Origin of the sequence: Micromonospora sp. NPDC049044 (assembly GCF_040649215.1) — a bacterium.
GTDB lineage: Bacteria > Actinomycetota > Actinomycetes > Mycobacteriales > Micromonosporaceae > Micromonospora.
The window spans coordinates 15,052-37,967 of sequence record NZ_JBEZFA010000037.1 but is presented as its reverse complement, the minus strand read 5'-3'; the positions used below and the strand labels follow the sequence as shown (position 1 = coordinate 37,967).

18 protein-coding genes are annotated in these 22,916 nt (G+C 72.5%); 17 read left to right on the top strand and 1 reads right to left on the bottom strand.

Features of this window, described 5'->3' with window-relative positions:
- The first annotated feature begins 61 nt into the window (after window positions 1-61).
- The 15 genes from pyrR (at window position 62) to AB0B85_RS26005 (ending at window position 18,064) form a co-directional block, all read left to right on the top strand.
- Entirely contained in the window at window positions 62-646 is a 585-nt protein-coding gene (gene pyrR, locus AB0B85_RS26075) for a bifunctional pyr operon transcriptional regulator/uracil phosphoribosyltransferase PyrR (protein ID WP_357411600.1), read from the top strand.
- Entirely contained in the window at window positions 643-1,569 is a 927-nt protein-coding gene (locus AB0B85_RS26070; protein ID WP_357254827.1) for an aspartate carbamoyltransferase catalytic subunit, read from the top strand. Before pyrR ends, AB0B85_RS26070 begins: the two co-directional genes overlap by 4 nt.
- Complete coding sequence (locus AB0B85_RS26065) at window positions 1,566-2,843, top strand: dihydroorotase (protein ID WP_357411599.1); 1,278 nt, start codon at window positions 1,566-1,568, stop codon at window positions 2,841-2,843. The genes AB0B85_RS26070 and AB0B85_RS26065 overlap by 4 nt, the downstream gene beginning before the upstream one ends.
- A complete protein-coding gene (gene carA, locus AB0B85_RS26060; protein ID WP_357411598.1) occupies window positions 2,843-4,006 on the top strand; it encodes a glutamine-hydrolyzing carbamoyl-phosphate synthase small subunit in 1,164 nt (387 codons plus the stop codon). The genes AB0B85_RS26065 and carA overlap by 1 nt, the downstream gene beginning before the upstream one ends.
- Complete coding sequence (carB, locus tag AB0B85_RS26055; RefSeq protein ID WP_357411597.1) at window positions 3,999-7,346, top strand: carbamoyl-phosphate synthase large subunit; 3,348 nt, start codon at window positions 3,999-4,001, stop codon at window positions 7,344-7,346. The genes carA and carB overlap by 8 nt, the downstream gene beginning before the upstream one ends.
- A 145-nt stretch (window positions 7,347-7,491) precedes the next feature.
- The gene (locus AB0B85_RS26050) at window positions 7,492-8,535 is read left to right on the top strand and encodes a quinone-dependent dihydroorotate dehydrogenase (RefSeq protein WP_357411622.1); all 1,044 of its coding nucleotides are present in this window, start codon (window positions 7,492-7,494) and stop codon (window positions 8,533-8,535) included.
- A gap of 250 nt (window positions 8,536-8,785) precedes the next feature.
- Window positions 8,786-10,060, top strand: a complete 1,275-nt coding sequence (locus tag AB0B85_RS26045; protein WP_357411596.1) for an adenosylmethionine--8-amino-7-oxononanoate transaminase — start codon at window positions 8,786-8,788, stop codon at window positions 10,058-10,060.
- A 62-nt stretch (window positions 10,061-10,122) separates the two neighbouring features.
- Complete coding sequence (pyrF, locus tag AB0B85_RS26040; protein ID WP_357411595.1) at window positions 10,123-10,959, top strand: orotidine-5'-phosphate decarboxylase; 837 nt, start codon at window positions 10,123-10,125, stop codon at window positions 10,957-10,959.
- A gap of 178 nt (window positions 10,960-11,137) precedes the next feature.
- A complete protein-coding gene (gene mihF, locus AB0B85_RS26035) occupies window positions 11,138-11,455 on the top strand; it encodes an integration host factor, actinobacterial type (protein ID WP_112584585.1) in 318 nt (105 codons plus the stop codon).
- A gap of 25 nt (window positions 11,456-11,480) precedes the next feature.
- On the top strand, window positions 11,481-12,014 hold the full coding sequence (locus AB0B85_RS26030; protein WP_357411594.1) for a guanylate kinase: 534 nt from the start codon (window positions 11,481-11,483) through the stop codon (window positions 12,012-12,014).
- A gap of 63 nt (window positions 12,015-12,077) precedes the next feature.
- Complete coding sequence (gene rpoZ, locus AB0B85_RS26025; RefSeq protein ID WP_074318577.1) at window positions 12,078-12,341, top strand: DNA-directed RNA polymerase subunit omega; 264 nt, start codon at window positions 12,078-12,080, stop codon at window positions 12,339-12,341.
- A 14-nt stretch (window positions 12,342-12,355) separates the two neighbouring features.
- Window positions 12,356-13,564, top strand: coding sequence for a bifunctional phosphopantothenoylcysteine decarboxylase/phosphopantothenate--cysteine ligase CoaBC (gene coaBC / locus AB0B85_RS26020; RefSeq protein WP_357411593.1), 1,209 nt, complete (start codon window positions 12,356-12,358; stop codon window positions 13,562-13,564).
- 87 nt (window positions 13,565-13,651) lie between these two features.
- A complete protein-coding gene (metK, locus tag AB0B85_RS26015; protein ID WP_357411592.1) occupies window positions 13,652-14,845 on the top strand; it encodes a methionine adenosyltransferase in 1,194 nt (397 codons plus the stop codon).
- A 59-nt stretch (window positions 14,846-14,904) separates the two neighbouring features.
- Window positions 14,905-16,824 carry a primosomal protein N' gene (locus tag AB0B85_RS26010; protein ID WP_357411591.1) on the top strand — a complete coding sequence of 640 codons (1,920 nt, stop codon included), beginning with the start codon at window positions 14,905-14,907 and terminating at the stop codon, window positions 16,822-16,824.
- Window positions 16,825-17,080: 256 nt separating this feature from the next.
- Window positions 17,081-18,064 carry an AAA family ATPase gene (locus tag AB0B85_RS26005; protein WP_357411590.1) on the top strand — a complete coding sequence of 328 codons (984 nt, stop codon included), beginning with the start codon at window positions 17,081-17,083 and terminating at the stop codon, window positions 18,062-18,064.
- Window positions 18,065-18,139: 75 nt separating this feature from the next.
- On the opposite strand, the gene AB0B85_RS26000 is transcribed toward AB0B85_RS26005, so the two are convergent.
- Window positions 18,140-19,429, bottom strand: coding sequence for a hypothetical protein (locus AB0B85_RS26000; protein ID WP_357411589.1), 1,290 nt, complete (start codon window positions 19,427-19,429; stop codon window positions 18,140-18,142).
- Window positions 19,430-19,671: 242 nt separating this feature from the next.
- Between AB0B85_RS26000 and AB0B85_RS25995 the strand changes: the two genes are divergently transcribed.
- Window positions 19,672-22,161 carry a tetratricopeptide repeat protein gene (locus AB0B85_RS25995; protein ID WP_357411588.1) on the top strand — a complete coding sequence of 830 codons (2,490 nt, stop codon included), beginning with the start codon at window positions 19,672-19,674 and terminating at the stop codon, window positions 22,159-22,161.
- A 194-nt stretch (window positions 22,162-22,355) separates the two neighbouring features.
- Window positions 22,356-22,913, top strand: coding sequence for a peptide deformylase (gene def / locus AB0B85_RS25990; RefSeq protein ID WP_357411587.1), 558 nt, complete (start codon window positions 22,356-22,358; stop codon window positions 22,911-22,913).
- The last annotated feature ends 3 nt before the right edge of the window (window positions 22,914-22,916 follow it).

Here is a 22,916-nt window from a genome sequence, read left to right as displayed (position 1 = left end):
GGCCGGAGGTGCCCGACATCCTTTAACGACCCGTCCCGTGAGGCGGGGAAGGAGGTCCGCCGTGGCATACCCACCGGCTGCCCGCTCTTCACCACCGCGACAACCCTCGGTAAAGGTGATCCTCGCCAGCGCCGACGTGCAGCGCGTGGTCGACCGCATCGCCCACCAGATCCTGGAAAAGACCCAGGGCGCCGCCAACACGGTGCTGCTGGGCATTCCGACCCGGGGGACGCCCCTCGCCCGCCGGCTCGCCGCCCGGATCAGCACCTTCGAGGACGTCGCCGTCGGCGTGGGTGTGCTCGACATCACTCTGTACCGCGACGACCTGCGGCGGCACGCCACCCGCGCGGTCGGGCCGACCGAGTTGCCGGCGGGCGGGATCGACGGCAAGCGGGTCATCCTCGTCGACGACGTGCTCTTCTCCGGCCGCACCGTCCGGGCCGCGCTCGACGCCCTCAACGACGTGGGCCGCCCGGCGTCGGTGCAGCTCGCCGTCCTGGTCGACAGGGGCCACCGCGAGTTGCCGATCCGCGCCGACTACGTCGGCAAGAACATCCCGACCTCGCTCGCCGAGAGCGTGAAGGTGACGTTCGCCGAGACCGACGGGACGGACGAGGTAAAGCTCTACGGGGGACCCAACTCGTGATCAAGCATCTGCTCTCCGGCGCGGACCTGGACGCCGACACCGCCACCGAGATCCTGGACACCGCCGCCGAGATGGCCACCGTCGCCGGCCGGGAGATCAAGAAACTGCCCGCGCTGCGCGGCCGGACCGTGGTGAACCTCTTCTACGAGGACTCCACCCGCACCCGGATCTCGTTCGAGGCGGCGGCGAAGCGACTCAGTGCCGACGTGATCAACTTTTCCGCGAAGGGCTCAAGCGTCACCAAGGGCGAGAGCCTGAAGGACACCGCGCTGACCCTGCAGGCCATGGGCGCCGACGCCGTGGTCGTGCGGCACCCCGCCTCGGGCGCGCCGCACCGGTTGGCCAACTGGGTCGACGGGTCGGTCGTCAACGCCGGCGACGGCACCCACGAGCACCCCACCCAGGCGCTGCTCGACGCGTACACCATGCGGTCCCGGCTGGGCCGGCTCGCCGGGCTGTCGGTGGCGGTGGTCGGAGACGTGCTGCACTCCCGGGTCGCCCGCTCCAACGTGCTGCTGCTGTCCACCCTCGGCGCGAAGGTCACCCTGGTCGGACCGCCGACCCTCATCCCCGTCGACATCGCCGGCGCCCTCGCCCCGGCCACCGACGTCTCCTACGACCTCGACTCCGTGCTGCCGAACGTCGACGTGGTGATGATGTTGCGGGTGCAGCGGGAACGGATGAACGACTCCTACTTCCCCTCCGCACGCGAGTACGCCCGCCGCTACGGGCTGGACGGCCCGCGGATGCGTCGGCTGCCCGAGCACGCGATCGTCATGCACCCCGGCCCGATGAACCGGGGGATGGAGATCACTCCCGAGGTCGCCGACTCACCCCGCTCCACAATCGTCGAACAGGTCACCAACGGGGTCTCCGTGCGGATGGCTGTTCTTTACCTGCTGCTCGGAGGGAACAACCGGTGACCGCGTACCTGATCACCAGCGTGAGTGTCGTCGGCGGCGCGCCGACCGACCTGCTGATCCGCGACGGCCTGGTCGCCGAGGTCGGCTCCGGCCTGTCCGCGCCGGACGCCACAACCGTCGACGGCACCGGGCTGGTCGCCCTGCCCGGCCTTGTCGACCTGCACACCCACCTGCGCGAGCCCGGCCGGGAGGACGCCGAGACCGTCGAGTCCGGGTCCCGCGCGGCGGCCCTGGGCGGCTACACGGCGGTCTGCGCGATGGCCAACACCTCCCCGGTCGCCGACACCGCCGGCGTTGTCGAGCAGGTCTGGCGGCTCGGCCGCGAGGCCGGTCTGGTCGACGTGCAACCGATCGGCGCGGTCACCGTCGGGCTGGCCGGGGAGCGCCTGGCCGAGCTGGGCGCGATGGCGGACTCCGCGGCCCGGGTGCGGATCTTCTCCGACGACGGGCACTGCGTCGCCGACCCCAAGCTGATGCGCCGGGCGTTGGAGTACGTCAAGGCGTTCGACGGGATCATCGCCCAGCACGCCGAGGAGCCGCGGCTCACCGAGGGTGCCCAGATGCACGAGGGTGAGGTCTCCACCCGGCTCGGTCTGATCGGCTGGCCGGCGGTCGCCGAGGAGGCGATCATCGCCCGCGACGTGCTGCTCGCCGAGCACGTGGGCAGCCGACTGCACGTCTGCCACGTCTCCACCGCCGGCAGCGTCGAGGTGCTGCGCCAGGCCAAGGCGCGCGGGGTACGCGTCACCGCCGAGGTCACCCCGCACCACTTGCTGCTCACCGACGAGCGAGCCGAGAGCTACGACCCGGTCTTCAAGGTCAACCCGCCGTTGCGGACGGCCACGGACATCGCCGCGCTGCGCGCCGCGCTCGCCGACGGGGTGATCGACATGATCGCCACCGACCACGCCCCGCACGCCGTGGAGGACAAGGAGTGCGAGTGGGCGTACGCCCGGCCGGGCATGCTCGGCCTGGAGACGGCCCTGTCCATCGCGCTCGACGTGTTCGGCCCCGAGTGGGACCTGATCGCCGAGCGGATGTCGCGTACCCCCGCCCGGATCGCGGGGTTGACCGGGCACGGCGTCGACCCGGCACCCGGCGTGCCGGCCAACCTGACACTCATCGACCCGGCCGCCCGCCGCACCATCGAGCCGACGGAGCTGGCCAGCCGCAGTCGCAACACCCCGTATGCCCGCATGACGCTGCCGGGTCGCATCGTGGCGACCTTCCTGCGTGGCGAGCCGACGGTCCTGGACGGAAAGGCTGTCAAGTAATGGTCAAGCGCAGACCCGCGACCCTGGTTCTCGAGGACGGGCGCACGTTCCCCGGTGAGGCGTACGGCAGTGTCGGGGAGACCTTCGGCGAGGCGGTCTTCAACACCGGCATGACCGGTTATCAGGAGACGCTGACCGACCCGTCCTACCACCGGCAGGTGGTGGTGCAGACCGCCCCGCACATCGGCAACACCGGAGTCAACGGCGAGGACGACGAGTCCGGCCGGATCTGGGTCGCCGGTTACGTGGTGCGCGACCCGGCGCGGATCGGGTCGAACTGGCGGGCCACCGGCGGTCTCGAGGACCGCCTCGCCACCGAGGGGGTGGTGGGCATCAGCGGGGTGGACACCCGGGCGCTGACCCGGCACCTGCGCGAGCGGGGCGCCATGCGGGTGGGCATCTCCAGCGTCGACAACGACCCGCAGAGCCTGCTGGCCCGGGTCCGCCAGGCGCCACAGATGGTGGGCGCCGACCTGTCCGCCGAGGTGAGCACCGACAAGCCGTACGTCGTGGAGGCTCTCGGCGAGCACCGGTTCACAGTGGCGGCACTGGACCTGGGCATCAAGCGCAACGTGCCGCGCCGGCTCGCCGCGCGCGGGGTGACCACCCACGTCCTGCCGGCCGGATCGAGCATCGAGGACCTGCTCGCCACCGGCGCGGACGCGGTCTTCTTCTCGCCCGGCCCGGGTGACCCGGCGACCGCCGACGGGCCGGTGGCGCTGGCCCGGGAGGTGCTGACCCGGCGGATCCCGCTGTTCGGCATCTGCTTCGGCAGCCAGATCCTCGGGCGGGCGCTCGGCTTCGGCACCTACAAGCTGGGCTACGGCCACCGGGGGATCAACCAGCCGGTGCTCGACCGGGCCACCGGCAAGGTGGAGGTGACAAGCCACAACCACGGCTTCGCGGTGCAGGTGCCGGGCGCCGGGTCGGGCGCGGTGGTCCCCGACCAGGTGATCGACACCGACTTCGGTGGCGTTCGGGTGTCGCACGTCTGCCTCAATGACAACGTGGTCGAGGGGCTGCGGGCGATCGACGTGCCCGCCTTCACCGTCCAGTACCACCCGGAGGCGGCGGCCGGCCCGCACGACGCGGACTACCTCTTCGACCGATTCGCCGACTTGATCGAGGGTCGGACCCACAGCGAGGGGCGCAGCAATGCCTAAGCGGACCGATCTCAAGCACATCCTGGTGATCGGCTCCGGCCCGATCGTCATCGGGCAGGCCTGCGAGTTCGACTACTCCGGCACCCAGGCGTGCCGGGTGCTGCGCAGCGAGGGGATCCGGGTCAGCCTGGTCAACTCCAACCCGGCCACGATCATGACGGACCCGGAGTTCGCCGACGCGACCTACGTCGAGCCGATCACCCCGGAGTTCGTCGAGCTGGTCATCGCCAAGGAACGCCCGGACGCGATCCTGGCCACGCTCGGCGGGCAGACCGCGCTGAACACGGCCGTCGCCCTGCACGAGGCCGGCGTCCTGGAGAAGTACGGCGTGGAGTTGATCGGCGCGAACATCGACGCCATCAACCGGGGCGAGGACCGGCAGCTGTTCAAGGAGATCGTGGCGAAGGCCGGCGTACGTCTGGGTGTCGAGGACCCGGCGGGCCTGGTGCCCCGCTCCCGGGTCTGCCACTCGATGGACGAGGTCGAGGCGACGGTCGCCGAGCTGGGCCTGCCGGTGGTGATCCGGCCGTCGTTCACAATGGGTGGCCTGGGCTCCGGCATGGCGCACACACCGGAGGACCTGGCCCGCATCGCCGGCGACGGCCTGGCCGCCAGCCCGGTGCACGAGGTCCTCATCGAGGAGAGCGTGCTCGGCTGGAAGGAGTACGAACTCGAACTGATGCGCGACCGGCACGACAACGTGGTGGTGGTCTGCTCGATCGAGAACATCGACCCGATGGGTGTGCACACCGGCGACAGCGTCACTGTGGCCCCGGCCATGACGCTCACCGACCGGGAGTACCAGCGCCTGCGTGACCTGGGCATCGCCGTGCTGCGCGAGGTCGGGGTGGACACCGGCGGCTGCAACATCCAGTTCGCTGTCAACCCGGTCGACGGCCGGATCGTCGTGATCGAGATGAACCCCCGGGTGTCCCGCTCGTCGGCGCTGGCGTCCAAGGCGACCGGTTTCCCGATCGCGAAGATCGCCGCCAAGCTGGCCATCGGCTACACCCTCGACGAGATCCCCAACGACATCACCCTGAAGACCCCTGCGGCGTTCGAGCCGACCCTGGACTACGTGGTGGTGAAGATCCCCCGGTTCGCGTTCGAGAAGTTCCCCGGCGCGGACCCGGAGCTGACCACCACGATGAAGTCGGTGGGCGAGGCGATGAGCCTCGGGCGTAACTTCACCGAGGCGCTGAACAAGGCGATGCGCTCGATGGAAACCAAGTCTTCTGGTTTCTGGACCGTGCCCGATCCGGCCGGCGTGACCCTCGCCGACACTCTCGCCGCGTTGCGGATCCCGCACGACGGTCGGCTCTACACCGTCGAGCGGGCACTGCGCCTCGGCGCGTCGATCGCCGAGGTCGCCGAGGCGTCCGGCGGGATCGACCCGTGGTTCCTGGACCAGATCGCCGCGTTGATCGAGCTGCGCGCGGAGATCGTCGACGCGCCGGTGCTCGACGCCGAGCTGCTGCGCCAGGCCAAGCGGGCCGGCCTGTCCGATCGGCAGCTCGCCGCGTTGCGCCCGGAGTTGGCCGCCGAGGACGGGGTACGGACCCTGCGGCACCGCCTCGACGTGCGGCCGGTCTACAAGACGGTGGACACCTGCGCTGCCGAGTTCGAGGCGACGACTCCGTACCACTACTCGACGTACGACCTGGAGACCGAGGTCGTGCCGTCGGACCGGCCGAAGGTGCTGATCCTGGGCTCCGGCCCGAACCGGATCGGCCAGGGCATCGAGTTCGACTACTCCTGCGTGCACGCCGTCCAGGCGTTGCGCTCGGCCGGCTACGAGACCGTCATGGTCAACTGCAACCCGGAGACGGTCTCCACCGACTACGACACCGCCGACCGGCTCTACTTCGAGCCGCTGACCTTCGAGGACGTGCTGGAGGTCTGGCACGCGGAGGACTCGTCCGGCCGGGCGGCCGGCGGGCCGGGTGTGGTCGGGGTGGTCGTGCAGCTCGGCGGTCAGACCCCGCTGGGGCTGGCGCAGCGGCTCAAGAACGCGGGCGTGCCGATCGTCGGCACCTCCCCGGAGTCGATCCACCTGGCCGAGGAGCGGGGCGCGTTCGGCGCGGTGCTGGCCCGGGCCGGGCTGCGCGCGCCGGCGCACGGCATGGCCACGTCCTACGACGAGGCCAAGACGATCGCCGACGAGATCGGCTACCCGGTGCTGGTCCGGCCCTCGTACGTGCTGGGCGGGCGGGGCATGGAGATCGTCTACGACGACCCGACGCTGCGTGACTACATCGGCCGGGCCACCGACATCTCCCCGGATCACCCGGTGCTTGTGGACCGGTTCCTCGACGACGCCATCGAGATCGACGTCGACGCGCTCTGTGACGCCGACGGCGAGGTCTACATCGGCGGTGTGATGGAGCACATCGAGGAGGCCGGCATCCACTCCGGCGACTCGTCCTGCGCGCTGCCGCCGATCACCCTCGCGGGTTCGCACCTGGCCGAGGTCCGCCGCTACACCGAGGCCATCGCCCGGGGCGTCGGCGTCCGTGGCCTGCTGAACGTGCAGTACGCGCTCAAGGACGACGTGCTCTACGTGCTGGAGGCCAACCCGCGGGCGTCGCGGACCGTGCCGTTCGTCTCCAAGGCGACTGCGGTGCCGCTGGCCAAGGCGGCGGCACGGATCGCGCTCGGCGCGAGCATCGCCGAGCTGCGCGCCGAGGGTCTGCTGCCCGCGTCCGGGGACGGCGGCACGATGCCCGCCGACGCGCCGGTCGCGGTCAAGGAGGCGGTGCTGCCGTTCAAGCGGTTCCGGACCCGCGCCGGCAAGGGGATCGACTCGCTGCTCGGCCCGGAGATGAAGTCGACAGGCGAGGTGATGGGCATCGACACCAACTTCGGGCACGCCTTCGCCAAGAGCCAGTCGGCCGCGTACGGGTCGCTGCCGACCGCCGGGAAGATCTTCGTCTCGGTGGCGAACCGGGACAAGCGCGGCATGATCTTCCCGATCAAGCGGCTGGCCGACCTCGGTTTCGAGATCGTGGCGACCACCGGCACCGCCGAGGTGCTGCGTCGACACGGCATCGCCTGTGAGCAGATCCGCAAGCACTACCAGGCGGGCGAGGGCGACGACGCGGTGTCGTTGATCGGCGGCGGCCAGGTGGCGCTTGTCATCAACACGCCGCAGGGTTCGGGTGCCAGCGCCCGCTCCGACGGCTACGAGATCCGCAGCGCCGCCGTCACCGCCGACATCCCGTGCATCACCACGGTCCCCGGCGCGGCGGCGGCGGTCATGGGCATCGAGGCACGCATCCGGGGCGACATGCGGGTACGCCCCCTGCAGGACCTGCACGCCACCCTGCGGGCCGCCCACTAACCACCCAACCGCCCACCCTCGTCGATCATGAGGTTATCGCCCGCCCAGACGGCGTGTCGGGGCAATAACTTCATGATCGGCGGCGGGGCGTGCGGGCGGGAGTGGGGTTTGGGTGGGGTGGGTGGGTGGGAGAGGGAGGGTGGGGTTGATGTTCGAGCGGGTTGTTCGGCCCTGGTTGTTCCGGCTCGGCGGTGGGGACGCCGAGGCGGCGCACGAGTGGACGCTGCGCCGGCTGACCGCGCTGTCGCGGCGGCCGGTGGCGCTGGCGGCGCTGCGGGCCCGGTACGCGGTCCACGCGCCGCGCACTGTGTTCGGGGTGCGCTTCCCCAACCCGGTCGGGTTGGCCGCGGGGATGGACAAGGACGGCGCGGCGCTGCCGGCGTGGCCCGCGCTCGGCTTCGGTTTCGTCGAGGTCGGCACTGTCACCGCGCACGCCCAGCCGGGTAACCCCCGGCCGCGGCTGTTCCGCCTGCCGGCCAGCGAGGCCGTGGTCAACCGGATGGGCTTCAACAACGCCGGGGCCGCCGCGCTGGCCGCCCGGCTGGCCGCGCTGCCGCGTCCGCTCGGGGTGCCGCTGGGCATCTCGTTGGGCAAGTCCAAGGTGACCCCGCTCGACGAGGCGGTCGAGGACTACCTCGCCTCGTACCGGGCACTTCGCGGGCACGGCGACTACTTCGCGGTGAACGTGTCCTCACCGAACACCCCGGGCCTGCGTGCGTTGCAGGACCGGGCCCATCTGGACGCGCTGCTCGGCGCGCTGGTGGGGGAGAAGCCGGTGCTGGTCAAGATCGCACCCGATCTGACCGAGGCGGCGATCGCCGAGTTGCTGGAGGTCTGCCTGGCCCGAGGCGCGGCCGGGGTGATCGCCACCAACACCACGCTGGCCCGTACCGGTCTGGCCACTGTGGACGTCGAGCGTGGCGCCCAGGCCGGTGGTCTCTCCGGTCGGCCGTTGACCGGACGAGCCCGCGAGGTGGTCGACTTCGTCCACCGGGAGACCGGCGGTCGGCTACCGATCATCGGTGTCGGCGGGGTCCTCGACCCGGACGACGCGGCGCGGATGTTCGACGCGGGCGCCGCCCTGGTGCAGCTCTACACCGGCTTCATCTACCGGGGCCCGGCCCTGGTGCGTGCCGCCGCCCGCGCGACTGCCGGGTCAGCGGCTCCGGACCATCTCGCGGGTCGGTGACCGCCCTCGACGCGGTGTTGGCGGCGGCGGGGGAGGCCGAGATGCTCCGCCCCGCCGCCGCATGCGGCAAGGTCGCGCTTGATCCTGGATGTAGTGGCCTCGCTCGCGCCGGAGGCCACTACATCCTTGTTCGAGCACGATCTTGCGGTTGGACCCGACCGACACGGCACGAGCGCGACCCACACGGCGCGCGAGACGCTGCCGGCGGATATTCGCCGTCCGGACCGCTTGAGGCGCAGAGGAGTTACCCGTGACACCCGAGGAGATCCTGGCCGCCGACCGGGCGCACGTCTGGCATCCGTACGCCGCGCTGCCGCCGACGAACCCGCCGTACGTGGTGCACAGCGCCGAGGGGGTGCGGCTGCGGCTGGCCGACGGGCGGGAACTGGTGGACGGTATGTCGTCCTGGTGGGCGGCGATCCACGGCTACCGGCACCCGGTGCTTGACGCGGCGGTGACCGACCAGCTCGGCCGGATGAGCCACGTGATGTTCGGCGGGCTCACCCACGAGCCCGCCGTGCGTCTCGCCCGGACCCTGGTCGAGCTGACCCCTGACGGTTTGGAGCACGTGTTCCTGGCCGACTCCGGCTCGGTGAGCGTCGAGGTGGCGGTGAAGATGTGCCTGCAGTACCAGCGGGCCGTCGGCCGGCCGCAGCGGCGCCGGTTGGCGACCTGGCGGGGCGGCTACCACGGCGACACGTTCCACCCGATGAGCGTCTGTGACCCGGAGGGCGGCATGCACCACCTCTGGGGCGACGTGCTGCCCCGGCAGGTGTTCGCCCCGGTCCCGCCCGGCGGTTTCACCGACCCGCCCGACGACGCGTACGTGGCGGCGTTGGTGGAGACCGTCGAGCGGCACGCCGACGAACTGGCCGCGGTGATCGTCGAGCCGGTCGTGCAGGGTGCCGGCGGGATGCGGTTCCACAATCCCGGCTACCTGCGGGTGCTGCGCGAGGTGACCCGGGCGCACGGGGTGTTGCTGATCTTCGACGAGATCGCCACCGGCTTCGGCCGTACCGGTGCGATGTTCGCCGCCGAACACGCCGGGGTGACGCCTGACGTGTTGTGCCTGGGCAAGGCCCTCACCGGCGGTTACCTGACGCTCGCGGCGACGCTCTGCACCCCGGAGATCGCCCGGGGCATCTCCGCCGCCGGCGTGCTGGCGCACGGGCCGACGTTCATGGGCAACCCGTTGGCCTGCGCGGTGGCCAACGCCTCCATCGGGCTGCTGCGGGCCGGGGACTGGTCGGCCCAGGTGGCCAGGGTCGGCGCCGGCCTGCGCGCCGGCCTGGAGCCGCTGCGCGCCGCGCCCGGCGTGGCCGACGTGCGGGTGCTCGGCGCGATCGGCGTGGTCCAGCTCGATCACGAGGTCGACCTCGGCGCGGCCACCGCCGCCGCGGCCGGGCAGGGGGTGTGGCTGCGCCCGTTCCGCGACCTGGTCTACACGATGCCGCCGTACGTCACCGACGACGCCGACCTGGCGCGGATCGCTGCCGGCGTGGCGGCGGCCGTGGCGGCCGGCTGAACCCATGGGTAAACCCCGGGAGGCGCGTCGCCGCCCGGGCGAGAAGAGAGAGGGAGCACCGGATGGAGAGCTTCGGAACCCGGCTGCACCGGGCGATCGGCGAGCGGGGGCCCCTGTGCGTGGGCATCGATCCGCATCCCGCTCTGCTGGCCCGTTGGGGCCTTCCGGACGACGTTCAGGGGCTGGACCGGTTCGCGCGGACCGTGGTCGAGGCGCTCGGTGACCGGGTTGCGGTGGTGAAGCCTCAGTCGGCCTTTTTCGAGCGATTCGGATCCCGCGGAGTGGCGATTCTTGAGTCAACTATCCGACAGTTACGGGATGCTGGCTCGCTCGTTCTCCTCGACGTGAAACGCGGCGACATCGGTTCGACGGTGCGCGCGTACGCCGCCGCGTACCTCGATCCATCCAGCCCGATGTATGTCGACGCGGTCACCGCGAGCCCCTACCTGGGAGTAGGTTCGCTGGCGCCGATGTTCGAGCTGGCCGCCGAGCACGGCGGTGGTGTGTTCGTGCTGGCCCTCACCTCAAACCCCGAGGGCGCGGCCGTGCAGCAGGCCCGCACGGCCGACGGCCGCACCGTCGCGCAGACCGTGATCGACGAGATTTCCCAGCTCAACATGGGTGCGACTCCGCTCGGGAGCTTCGGTCTGGTGGTCGGCGCGACCATCGGCGACACCGGTCACGACCTCTCCGGGGTGGGGGGTCCGCTGCTCGCTCCGGGGCTCGGCGCACAGGGTGCCGGCGCCGCCGATCTGCGTACCGTCTTCGGTTCGAGCCTCGCCTCGGTGCTCCCGTCGTACTCCCGGGAGGTGCTCTCGGTCGGCCCCGATGTCGACGCTCTGCGGGCCGCCGCGGACCGCGTGTTGGCCGACTGTCGGGCCGTATTGCCTGCCCGGTGACTGACTGACGGGTCGGTCACCTTACGGTGATCATGCGGCCCCCACGTTGCCGAAAGTTCCGTTGGCCGCTAGTTTTCCCCGCGCTGGGAACCATGGACCCCTTGGTTCACAGCGACACCACGTTTCACAGATGCGGCGGTGCGCCCCGCCCGCCGCGATAGGGACCTGAGGAGAACTGGTGCCGCTCCCGTCACTGACCCCCGAACAACGCGCTGCCGCGCTCGAGAAGGCCGCGGAGATCCGCAAGGCCCGTGCTCAGCTGAAGGAGCAGCTCAAGCAGGGCAAGACCACGCTTGGTGCCGTCCTCGAGCGCGCCGAGAACGACGACGTCGTCGGAAAGCTCAAGGTTTCGGCAGTCCTGCAGGCCATGCCGGGTATCGGCAAGATCCGGGCTACCCAGATCATGGAGAAGCTCAAGATCGCCGACAGTCGTCGCCTGCGTGGCCTCGGCGAGCAGCAGCGCAAGGCACTGCTTGGAGAGTTCGCCGCCAACTGAACCTGGCAGCGTGTAGAAACAAGCAGTGAGCACGGATGACGAGGCGCGCCCGGCTGCTCGGCTCACTGTCCTGGCTGGACCTTCGGGTTCCGGCAGGGAGAGTGTCGTCGAGCTGGTCCGGGCGCGTTCTCCGTCCGTGTGGGTCCCGGTGCCGGCAACCACCCGGCCGCGCCGGGAGTCGGAGATCGACGGGGACGACCGGGTTTTCCTCGCCCCCGCCGAGTTCGATCGCCGGCTCGCCGTCGGCGAGCTGGTGGAGTGGTCCCGGATCGGCGACTACCGCCGGGGCACGCCGTACCCGCCGCTGCGCGCCCGGCTCGACGCCGGGCAGCCGGTGCTGCTCCCGCTCGACCTGCCCGGCGCTGCGCTGGTGCGGGCCCGCCTGCCCGACGCGCGGCTGGTGCTGCTGAGCCCACCCGGGTACGAACCCGACCCGGCCGTGGCGGTCACCTTCACGCACACGCTCACCCACGACCGCACCGAGCGGGTGGCGGACGAGCTGGTAGGCTTACTCGGTTCTTCTTATCCGGATCCGGCCTGGTCGCGCGTGCGCGGCTGACCGCCGGCGCCGTTGAGACTCAGCACCGCGTGCGCGCGGCTCGAAAGACGCAGAGGTTAATTCGTGGGATCCATCGCCAACCCCGAAGGCATCACCAACCCGCCGATCGACGAGCTCCTCGAGAAGACGACGTCGAAGTACGCGCTTGTCATCTTCGCCGCCAAGCGCGCGCGCCAGGTCAACGCCTACTACAGCCAGCTCGGCGAGGGCCTGCTGGAGTACGTCGGCCCGCTCGTCGAGACCACCCCGCAGGAGAAGCCCCTCTCCATCGCCATGCGCGAGATCAACGGGGGCCTGCTCACCGCCGAGCCGACCGACCAGCCGTAAGCCCTCGCCGGCCGATGTCCGCCTCGATCGTCCTCGGGGTCGGCGGCGGCATCGCCGCCTACAAGGCGTGTGAGCTGCTGCGACTCTTCACCGAATCCGGTCACCGGGTTCGGGTCGTGCCGACCGCGTCGGCGCTCCGGTTCGTCGGAGCGCCGACCTGGGCGGCGCTGTCCGGCCAGCCGGTCGCCGACGACGTCTGGACCGACGTCCACGAGGTGCCGCACGTCCGCCTCGGTCAGCAGGCCGACCTGGTGGTGGTCGCACCGACCACCACCGACCTGCTCGCCAAGGCCGCGCACGGGCTCGCCGACGATTTGCTGACGAACACCCTGCTGACCGCCCGCTGCCCGGTGCTGCTGGCCCCGGCCATGCACACCGAGATGTGGGAGCATCCGGCCACCGTGGCCAACGTCGCCACGCTGCGCGCCCGGGGGGTCCGGGTCATCGAACCGGCCGTCGGGCGACTGACCGGCGTCGACACCGGCAAGGGCCGACTGCCCGACCCGGCGGAGATCTTCGCCGTCGCCCGTCGGGTCCTGGCCCGGGGCGCCGCCGCCCCCGCCGACCTGGCCGGTCGCCGGCTGGTCGTCACCGCGGGTGGCACCCGGGAACCACTGGACCCGGTCCGGTTCCTGGGCAACCGCTCCTCCGGCAAGCAGGGGTACGCGTTCGCCCGCGCGGCGGTCGCCCGGGGCGCCCGGGTCACCCTGATCGCGGCGAACGTCGCCCTCGCCGACCCGGCCGGCGTCGACCTGATCCGGGTCGGCACCACCGCCGAGTTGCGGGAGGCGACGCTGAAGGCCGCCGTCGAGGCCGACGCTGTGGTGATGGCGGCGGCTCCGGCCGATTTCCGGCCGGCGGCCTACGCGCCTGGCAAAATCAAGAAGTCGGACGACGGTGTCGCGCCCACCATCGAACTCGTCACGAACCCGGACATCGCGGCGGAGCTCGGCCAGCGCAAGCGACCGGAGCAACTGCTCGTGGTGTTCGCCGCCGAGACCGGCGACGCCGAGGCCAACGGCCGGGCGAAACTCGCCCGGAAGCGGGCCGACCTGATCGTCATCAACGAGGTCGGTCCCGACCTGGTCTTCGGCGCCGACACCAACACGGTGACGGTCATCGGCGCGGACGGCTCGGTCAGCCGGCTGCCCGAGCAGGCCAAGGACGCCGTGGCCGACACCGTCTGGGATCTCGTCGTGGCGCGGCTACCCGTCCGCTCCTGACGGGTGGAACAGAGCGCGACCGCTCCCTGCACCGGCCGCAGTGGTGACTAGACTGCCGCGGAACGACCTCACACGCTTAGGAGTGCCGTGACACGCCGCCTCTTCACGTCCGAATCGGTCACGGAAGGCCACCCGGACAAGATCGCCGACCAGATCAGCGATGGCATCCTCGACGCGTTGCTGACCGAGGATCCGCACAGTCGGGTGGCCGTGGAAACCATGATCACCACCGGCCAGGTGCACATCGCCGGTGAGGTGACCACCAAGGCGTACGCCGACATCCCGACGATCGTCCGCCGGACCATCCTCGACATCGGCTACGACTCGTCGAAGAAGGGCTTCGACGGCGCGTCCTGCGGCGTCAGCGTCTCCATCGGCGCGCAGTCCGAGGACATCGCCCAGGGCGTCGACAACGCCTTCGAGCTGCGTACCGGGGCGTCGGAGAGCGCACTTGACGCGCAGGGCGCCGGCGACCAGGGCATGATGTTCGGCTTCGCCTGCTCGGAGACGCCCGAGCTGATGCCGTTGCCGATCGCCCTCGCCCACCGTCTGGCCCGTCGGCTGGCCGCCGTGCGCAAGGACGGCACGATTCCCTACCTGCGCCCGGACGGCAAGACCCAGGTGACCATCGAGTACGAGGGGCTGCGCCCGGTCCGGCTGAACACCGTCGTCGTGTCCAGCCAGCACGCCGCGGACATCTCGCTGGACTCGCTGCTCACCCCGGACGTGCGCGACCACGTGATCGCCCCGGAGTTGGAGAGCCTCGGTCTGGACACCGACGGCTACCGACTGCTCGTCAACCCGACCGGCCGGTTCGAGATCGGCGGCCCGATGGGTGACGCCGGCCTGACCGGTCGCAAGATCATCGTCGACACCTACGGCGGGTACGCCCGGCACGGCGGTGGCGCGTTCTCCGGCAAGGATCCGTCCAAGGTGGACCGCTCCGCCGCGTACGCGATGCGCTGGGTCGCCAAGAACGTGGTCGCCGCCGGTCTGGCCGAGCGGTGCGAGGCGCAGGTCGCCTACGCCATCGGCAAGGCCCACCCGGTGAGCCTGTTCATCGAGACGTTCGGCACCGAGACCGTGCCGGTGGCCTCGATCGAGAAGGCCGTCGCCGAGGTGTTCGACCTGCGTCCGGCCGCGATCATCAGGGACCTCAACCTGCTCCGCCCGATCTACCAGCAGACCGCCGCGTACGGCCACTTCGGCCGGGAGCTGCCGGACCTCACCTGGGAGAGCACCGACCGGGCCGCCGACCTCAAGTCGGCCGCAGGAGCCTGACCGCCACCACGCGCAGCGACCGGCGACCCGCGGACGGGTCGCCGGTCGCGCGCGTCTGCGTGGACGTCGGCCTGGCCCACCTGGACCGGCCGTTCGACTACCTGGTGCCGGCGGAACTGGACGAGGTGGCGGTGCCCGGCACCCGGGTGAAGGTGCGCTTCGCCGGGCAGCTCGTCGACGGGTGGCTGCTGTCGCGCGCCGACGACTCCGGGCACACCGGCCGGCTCGCGTACCTGGAGAAGGTCGTCTCGCCGGAGCCGGTGCTGGCGCCCGAGATCGCCCGGCTGGCCCGGGCGGTCGCCGACCGGTACGCGGGCAGCCTCGCCGACGTGCTCCGGCTCGCCGTCCCACCCCGGCACGCCCGGGTCGAGAAGGAGCCCCGCGGCGAGCAGCCGGCCCCCGGGGCGGACAGCGCGGCCGGGCCCGCTGTCGACCCGCGCGGGTGGCGGGACTACCCGACCGGCCCGGCGCTGCTGCGGGCGCTCACCGACGGTCGGGCGCCCCGCGCGGTCTGGTCGGCGTTGCCCGGCGAGGACTGGGCGGCCCGGTACGCCGACGCGGTTGCCGCCACCGTCGCCGGCGGGCGGGGCGCGGTGGTCGTGGTACCCGACGCCCGCGACCTCGATCGGCTGGACGCCGCGCTCACCGGCGTGCTCGGCCCGGGACGGCACGTCAGCCTCTCCGCCGCGCTCGGGCCGGCCCGCCGCTACCGGGCGTTCCTGGCCGCCCGCCGTGGGCAGGTGCCGGTGGTGATCGGCACCCGGGCGGCGATGTTCGCCCCGGTGCACCGGCCCGGCCTCGTCGCCATCTGGGACGACGGTGACGACCTGCACTCCGAACCCCGGTCGCCCTACCCGCACGCCCGCGATGTGCTGCTCACCCGCGGCCAGCTCGCCGAGGCCGGCGTGCTGGTCGGCGGGTACGCCCGCACCGCCGAGGCGCAACTGCTGCTGGAGACCGGCTGGGCGCGGGAGGTGGTCGCCGACCGGGCCACCGTGCGGGCCCGGATCCCGGCCATCGCGCCGACCGGCGACGACCCGCAACTGGCCCGCGACCCGGGAGCCGCCACCGCCCGACTGCCCAGCCTGGCGTGGACGGCCGCCCGGGACGCCCTCCGGCAGGATCTGCCGGTGCTGGTGCAGGTGCCCCGACGTGGCTACCTGCCGTCGATCTCCTGCGCGGAGTGCCGCACCCCGGCCCGCTGTGCGCACTGCTCCGGGCCGCTCGCGTTGCCCTCGGCCGGCGGCACCCCGTCCTGCCGGTGGTGCGCCCGGGTGGCCGCCGCGTACGCCTGCCCGCAGTGCGGTGGGCGGCGGCTGCGGGCCGCGGTGACCGGTGCCCGGCGGACCGCCGAGGAGCTGGGTCGGGCGTTCCCCGGCGTGCCGGTGCGCACCTCGGGGCGCGAGGAGGTGCTCACCGACGTGCCCGGCGGCGCGGCAGTGGTGGTGACGACGCCCGGTGCCGAGCCGGTCGCCGAGGGGGGCTACGGCGCGGTGTTGCTGCTCGACTCGTGGGCCCTGCTGACCCGGGCCGACCTGCGGGCCGGGGAGGAGGCGCTGCGCCGCTGGCAGGCGGCGGCGGCGCTGGCCCGGCCGGCCCCGACCGGCCGGGTGGTGGTGGTCGCCGACGGCGCCCTCGCCCCGGTGCAGGCGCTGCTGCGCTGGGACGCGGCCTGGTTCGCCGGCCGGGAGTTGGCCGAGCGTCGCGAGTTGGGCTTCCCGCCGGCCGTCCGGATGGCGAGCCTCACCGGCCCGGCCGAGGCGGTGGCCGACCTGCTCGCCGCGGCCCGGCTGCCCGACGACGCCGAGGTGCTCGGGCCGGTTCCGGCCGAGGAGGGCCGGGAACGGATGCTGGTCCGGGTGCCCCGGGCTCGGGCTGCCGCGCTCGCCGAGGCGCTGCACTCGGCCGCCGGCGCGCGGACCGCCCGCAAGGCCGCCGACCCGGTTCGTCTCCAGGTCGATCCGCTCAGCCTGTTCTGAGGAGTTTCGGGCGGTTCCGGTGGCGGCGGTGCCGACCCGCGTGGCTGGCCCTCGCACACCGCGTCCGACAAAGCGGTGGCGATCAGGTGGTAGCATCGCCCGTCATGCCAAGGCGTACGACGGCTCCAGGTCGCGACGGAGCGTCACAGGCGCCGTGCTGGGGGCCGCCGCAGGATGGCCCGACGATTGCGGGAACGCGTCGGTCGGACGCGAAGTCGATGATTTCTTTGAGCCGGTGAGCAGGGGTGGACCAGTCGTGACCGTTGGACAATCGATCGTCTTCAACGGCGACCTCGGCAGCGGCAAGAGCACCGTGTCGGTCGAGATCGCCAAGCGGCTCGGCATGCGCCGGGTCAGTGTCGGAGACCTCTACCGGGAGATGGCGCAGCAGCGGCAGATGACCGCGCTCCAGCTCAATCTGCACGCCGAGCTGGACCAGGCCGTCGACGGCTACGTCGATCAGCTCCAGCGGGACATCGCCGCCTCCGGTGAGCGCCTGATCATGGATTCCCGGCTGGCCTGGCACTTCTTCACCGACGCGCTCAAGGTTCACATGATCACCGAGCCGGGTGAGGCGGCCCGCCGGGTGCTCGCCCGGCCGTCCGGGCCGGCGGAGAGCTACGCCTCCCTGGACGAGGCGAAGGCCAAGCTGCGGGAACGCAGCGCGAGCGAGCGCAGCCGGTTCATCATCCGGTACGGCGTGGACAAGGCCCGACTGCGTAACTACGACCTGATCTGCGACACCACCCGGGCGACCGCGGCCGAGGTGATCGAGCACATCGTCGCCGCGTACCAGGGGACGCTCGGCGCCGAGGTGCTGCGCGACGGGCCGCCGCTGCTGCTGCTGGACCCGGCCCGCGTCTACCCGACCGAGGACATCTCCACCCTGCGGGGCCTGTGGGACACCGACTTCGTCGGCGACGTGGCCGAGGCCGGCGGTGAGGGGCTCGAACCGTTGAAGATCGGGTTCACCGGCGAGTACTTCTTCGTCGTCGACGGTCACCGCCGGCTCAGCGCCGCCCTGCAGAGCGGCTTCTCGTTGGTCCCCGCCCAACTGGTCGCCGAGGTCGACGAGCCGGTCGTGGGCGGGATGACGGCGATCGACTACTTCGCCGCCCAGGTGCGCCCCGGCCTGGTCTACGACTGGGAGGCGGCGCACAAGATCCAGCTGCCGCCGCCCGAGCCCGCGCTGTTGCGTGGTGACGCGGTGCTCGCCGGGGATCCGGCCGTCGGCGCCTGAGCCGAGCGTGCGGCCGGGCCGGCACGCGGGGTGCGCGCCGGCCCGACCACCTGTCCGATCGTGTCGAGCGATGCCTCAGCCGAGCACCACTCCCGAGGCGCCGACGCCGGCCATGCCGGAGAAGATGTCCTCGTAGTAGAACCGCCAGGCGCAGATCCGACCGGTGGGGACGTAGCCGGTGCAGGCCGTTGACGTGTTCGCGCTGTCGATGGCGGTGTTGGTGCCGGTGGCCCAGACCTGGAGGGTGTTCGCCGCGTTCACGATCTCCACCGGGCCGCCGCTGTCGCCCTGGCCGACGGCGTTGGTGAAGGTGGTGTTCTCCGCCTGCACCTGACCGCAGACCTGGCCGAAGTTCTGCACGTTGATGCAGAGGTTGCGGGCCTTCACCTGGATCGAGCAGCGGGTTCCGGAGTAGGCGCCAGAAGTGCACACCCAGTTGCCGACCTGGCTGGCCGACGCGCCGATCACCTGGTTGCTGAACTCACTGACCACCTGACCGGCCGCGTTCGTGCTGTTGTTGAAGACCCGGCCACCGCCGCTGCCGTTGAGCAGCAGGGTGTCGGTGCCGACGTTGCGGGCGGTGACGGTGCCGATCGTCTGCCCGGTCGGGTCGGTCGCCAGGACGTTGAGGTTGGCGCAGTGCGCGGCGGAGAGCACCCGCGTCACGCCGGCCTGGTAGACCCCGAAGCCGGTTGAGCAACCACCGCCGTTGGCGGTGTTGCGCCACGCGGCGCCGCCCCACCACGGCGGGCTGTCGTCCCACCTGGTCGCCGGCGAGGCGGCGACCCCGGTCTGCACCGTCACCGGCACGCCGGCCAGGGCCGCCGCCCCGAGCAGCCCGCTCTGCGTGCCGACCAGCAGGCCGGCACCGTCGGCGCGCGGGCCGACCGTGGTGATCTTGTCGCCGACCTTGGCCCGCAGCCGGTCGGCCGCGGCCATCAGCTCCCGCTGGGTGTACGGGGCGGACAGCACCCGGGTCGCGACTGTGGCCCGAGCGACGGCCACCACGTTGGCTGGCGGCTCACCCTTCCAGTAGACCTGGAGCTCCCGATTGGTGGGATCGGCGACGATACCGGCGAAGCCGGAGCTGGCGCTGCGCTCGGCCACTGTGGTGATCCGCGCGGCGGCGGTGTTCATGCGTTGCTGCAGTCGGAGCAGCTCCGACCAGGAGGCGAAGCCACCGGGCACGGGCGTGCTGTCGACGAACGACCCGGCGCTGGCAGCCTTGCCCGCCGGTGCGGCCGGTGCGGCGGCGGCCGGTGCGGCGGCCACCCCCGTGACCAGCAGCGCGAGGCCGAACGCGGCGACGGCGGCGCGACGCAGCAGCGACGGGGACCGCCGGACGGTCAGATGTGGACGGATCATCAGTACCTCTTCCCCCAGGGGTGTGTGGAGCGGGTCGACCCCGCAGCCAGGACGGTGGCATGGGAGGTCGGCACCGCGCGGGGCATCCTGGACGGGGCTGGACACCGCCGGACAGCGCCGGACGTTCCACCCTCCGGGATGGAACTGTCAGACATCGGCGCTCACCTATCGATCGGCGCGGCGGCGGAATTAGCCTGCCCGTGCGCATCCGGGGGGCCGGGTGACCGGGGGGTGGGAGCCGCATGTCCGACCAACGGGTACCTCTCGTCCGATCGGCGGCACCGGGATCGCCCGCGGCGTTCGAGGTGGCCCGCGGCGCGGCTGAGGCGCAGACCCTCCAGGAGTTGGCCGGGTTGCTGCGCCAGTTGCGCCGTCGGGAGGCCCGACAGCAGGGCGAGACCCAGCTGACCTACCGGCAACTGGCCGCGAAGACCGGTTGGTCGCGGGGGATCATCGGGGAGTACTTCGCCGGCAACATCCTGCCTCCGCCGGAGCGGTTCGACGCCCTCATCAGGCTGCTCGGGGCAACCCCGGCCGAGCAGGGCGTGCTGGCCACGGCCCGGGACCGGGTCGAGGAGCACCGTCGAGGCCCGAACCGGGACCACGCGACCACCGGACGGGCGAGCGCCGGTGCCGGTCGGGCCAGGGCCGGCGGTCCCCGCCCGGGTACGCCCTCGGCCCGCTTCCCGGTGCCGCGCCAACTGCCCCCGGCGCTTCCGGGTTTCGTCGGGCGGGCCGCCCAGCTCGCCGAACTCGATGCCGCGTGCGCCAGCTCCGCCGGGCCCGGGGACGGCGACCCGGCGGCGGCCACCGTCATGACGTTGTCCGGCACGGCCGGGGTCGGCAAGACGACGCTGGCGGTGTACTGGGCGCACCGGGTCGCCAACCGCTTCCCGGACGGCCAGCTCTACGTCGACCTGCGCGGGTTCGACTCCTCCGGAGCGGTGGTGACAGCCGTCGAGGCGGTCCGGGGATTCCTGGAGGCCCTCGAGGTGCCGCCCGAACGGATCCCCACCCACCTGTCCGCGCAGGTGGGCCTCTACCGCAGTCTGCTCGCCGGCCGCCGGATGCTTGTGCTGCTCGACAACGCCCGCGACGTCGACCAGGTCCGCCCCCTGCTGGTCGGCAGCCCGAGCTGCCTGGTCCTGGTCACCAGCCGCAACCGGCTCGCCGGTCTGATCGCCGCCGACGGCGCCCGGCCGATCGGCGTCGGCCTGCTCGACCCCGTCGAGGCCTGGCAACTGCTGGCCCGGCGGCTCGGCGCGGACCGGTTGGCGGCCGAACCGGACGCGGTGGACGAGATAATCGAGCGGTGTGCGCGGCTGCCGCTGGCGCTCGCGGTGCTCGCCGCCAGAGGCGCGGCGAATCCCGCCTTCGGCCTGGCCGCCCTCGCCGACGAGCTGCGCGAGGCCCCGCACCCGCTGGACTCGTTCGACGGTGGCGACGCCGGCAGCGACGTGCAGGCGGTCTTCTCCTGGTCGTACCGGAGCCTGACGCCTGCGGCGGCGCGCCTGTTCCGGCTGTTCGGCTGCCATCCGGGGCCGGAGATCGGGGTCGCCGCGGCGGCCAGCCTGGCCGGGCTGCCCCGGGGCCAGGTGCCTCGACTGCTGGCGGAGCTGGCCCACGCCCACCTGGTCACCGAGCAGGCCCCCGGCCGGTTCGGCGCCCACGACCTGCTCCGCGCGTACGCGGCGGAGCTGGCCGAACGCCTCGAACCGGCGCAGGCCCGGCGGGCCGCGATCCGGCGTGGGCTGGACCACTACCTGCACACCGCGCACGCGGCCGCGCTGCTGTTGCAACCGGGGCGGGACCCGGTCACCCTGGCCGACGCCCCACCGGGCGTGCAGCCGGAGGAGATCACCAACCACGGTCAGGCGCTCACCTGGTTCACCGTCGAGTACCCGGTGCTGCTGGCGGCCGTCGCCCACGCGAGACGTGCCGGGTTCGACGGCCACGCCTGGCAGTTGGCCTGGACACTGGTGGACTTCCTGCAACGTCGGGGGCGGTGGACGGACCTGGCCGTCGCCCAGCGGGCCGCCCTGGCCGGGGCACGGCAGGCTGGCGACCGGCTCGGGCAGGCGAACGCCCACCGCGACCTGGCCCGGGTGCTCTCCCGGCTGGGCAACGTGGACGAGGCGGCCCGCAACTACCGGCAGGCCCTGGTGATCTTCGAGGCGCTGGGTGACCACACCGGGCAGGCGCGTACCCACCGGGCGTTCGGCGCGATGCTCGACGGGCTCGGCCGGTACGCCGAAGCCCTCGACCACGGCCAGCGGGCGCTGGCGTTGTACCGGGCCGCCGGCCACCCGGCCGGGGAGGCCAGCGCCCGCAACGCTGTCGGTTGGGCGCACGCCCAGCTCGGCCAGTACGGGCCCGCGCTCGCGCACTGCGAGCAGGCGTTGGCACTGCTGCGTCCGAGCGGCGACCGACACGGTGAGGCGAACACCTGGGACAGCCTCGGCTTCATCCACGCCCGGCTCAACGACCACCGCGCGGCGATTCGCTGCTACCAGCGGGCGCTCGGGTTGTACCGGCGGATCAGTGACCGCTACGACGAGGCGGACACCCTGTCCCGGCTCGGTGAGAGTCGACACGCGTCGGGGGACACGGCCGGTGCCGTACGCACCTGGCGGCGGGCCCTGGGCATCCTCGACGACCTCGGCCACCCCGACATCGAGCGGGTGCGTGACCTGCTGAACCGGGCGGCGGCCGGCGACGCGACCCCGGGCTGACGCCCGCCCACGAGGGCCGGGCGCCCGACGGTCAGGGGCCGGCCGCCGGGCACGCTCGGCCGGTGCCGGGCCGCCGACCGGTGACGCTCGGCACACCGGCGGTGGCCGATCGAGGTACGCCGGCCAGCGTCCGCCCGGGCACTCCGTAGACTGGTACGGCACCGCCCGTCCACCTGTCGAAGGAGCCACCCCGCGTGACCGTTCAGCCCATCCGTCTGTTTGGGGATCCGGTGCTGCGCACGCCGGCCGATCCGGTGGTCACCTTCGACGCCGAGCTGCGTCGGCTGGTCGCCGACCTGACCGACACGATGCGTGAGCAGAACGGCGCCGGCCTGGCCGCGCCGCAGCTCGGCGTGAGTCTGCGGGTGTTCACCTTCGACGTCGACGACGTGCTGGGGCACCTGATCAATCCGGTGCTCGAGTTCCCCGACGAGGAGGAGCAGGACGGCCCGGAGGGCTGCCTGTCGATCCCCGGGCTCTACTTCGACACCAAGCGTCGGCAGAATGTCATCGCCAAGGGCTTCAGCTCCTTCGGTGACCCGGTCCAGATCGTCGGCACCGGCCTGATGGCGCGGTGCGTCCAGCACGAGACCGACCACCTCGACGGGGTGCTGTTCCTGGACCGGCTTGACCAGGAGGGGCGCAAGGAGGCCATGAAGGCGATCCGTCAGGCCGACTGGTACGACGCGGCGGCCCCACCGACGGTCAAGCTGAGCCCGCACCTGAGCGACCCGTTCGGGCTGGGGCGGTGACCC

Bases quoted from the DNA above. Each gene is read 5' to 3' on its own strand.
- carA (WP_357411598.1), top strand. From the start codon at position 2,843: ATGGTCAAGCGCAGACCCGCGACCCTGGTTCTCGAGGACGGGCGCACG.
- carB (WP_357411597.1), top strand. From the start codon at position 3,999: ATGCCTAAGCGGACCGATCTCAAGCACATCCTGGTGATCGGCTCCGGC.
- pyrF (WP_357411595.1), top strand. From the start codon at position 10,123: ATGGAGAGCTTCGGAACCCGGCTGCACCGGGCGATCGGCGAGCGGGGG.
- coaBC (WP_357411593.1), top strand. From the start codon at position 12,356: ATGTCCGCCTCGATCGTCCTCGGGGTCGGCGGCGGCATCGCCGCCTAC.
- AB0B85_RS26000 (WP_357411589.1), bottom strand. From the start codon at position 19,429: ATGATCCGTCCACATCTGACCGTCCGGCGGTCCCCGTCGCTGCTGCGT.
- AB0B85_RS25995 (WP_357411588.1), top strand. From the start codon at position 19,672: ATGTCCGACCAACGGGTACCTCTCGTCCGATCGGCGGCACCGGGATCG.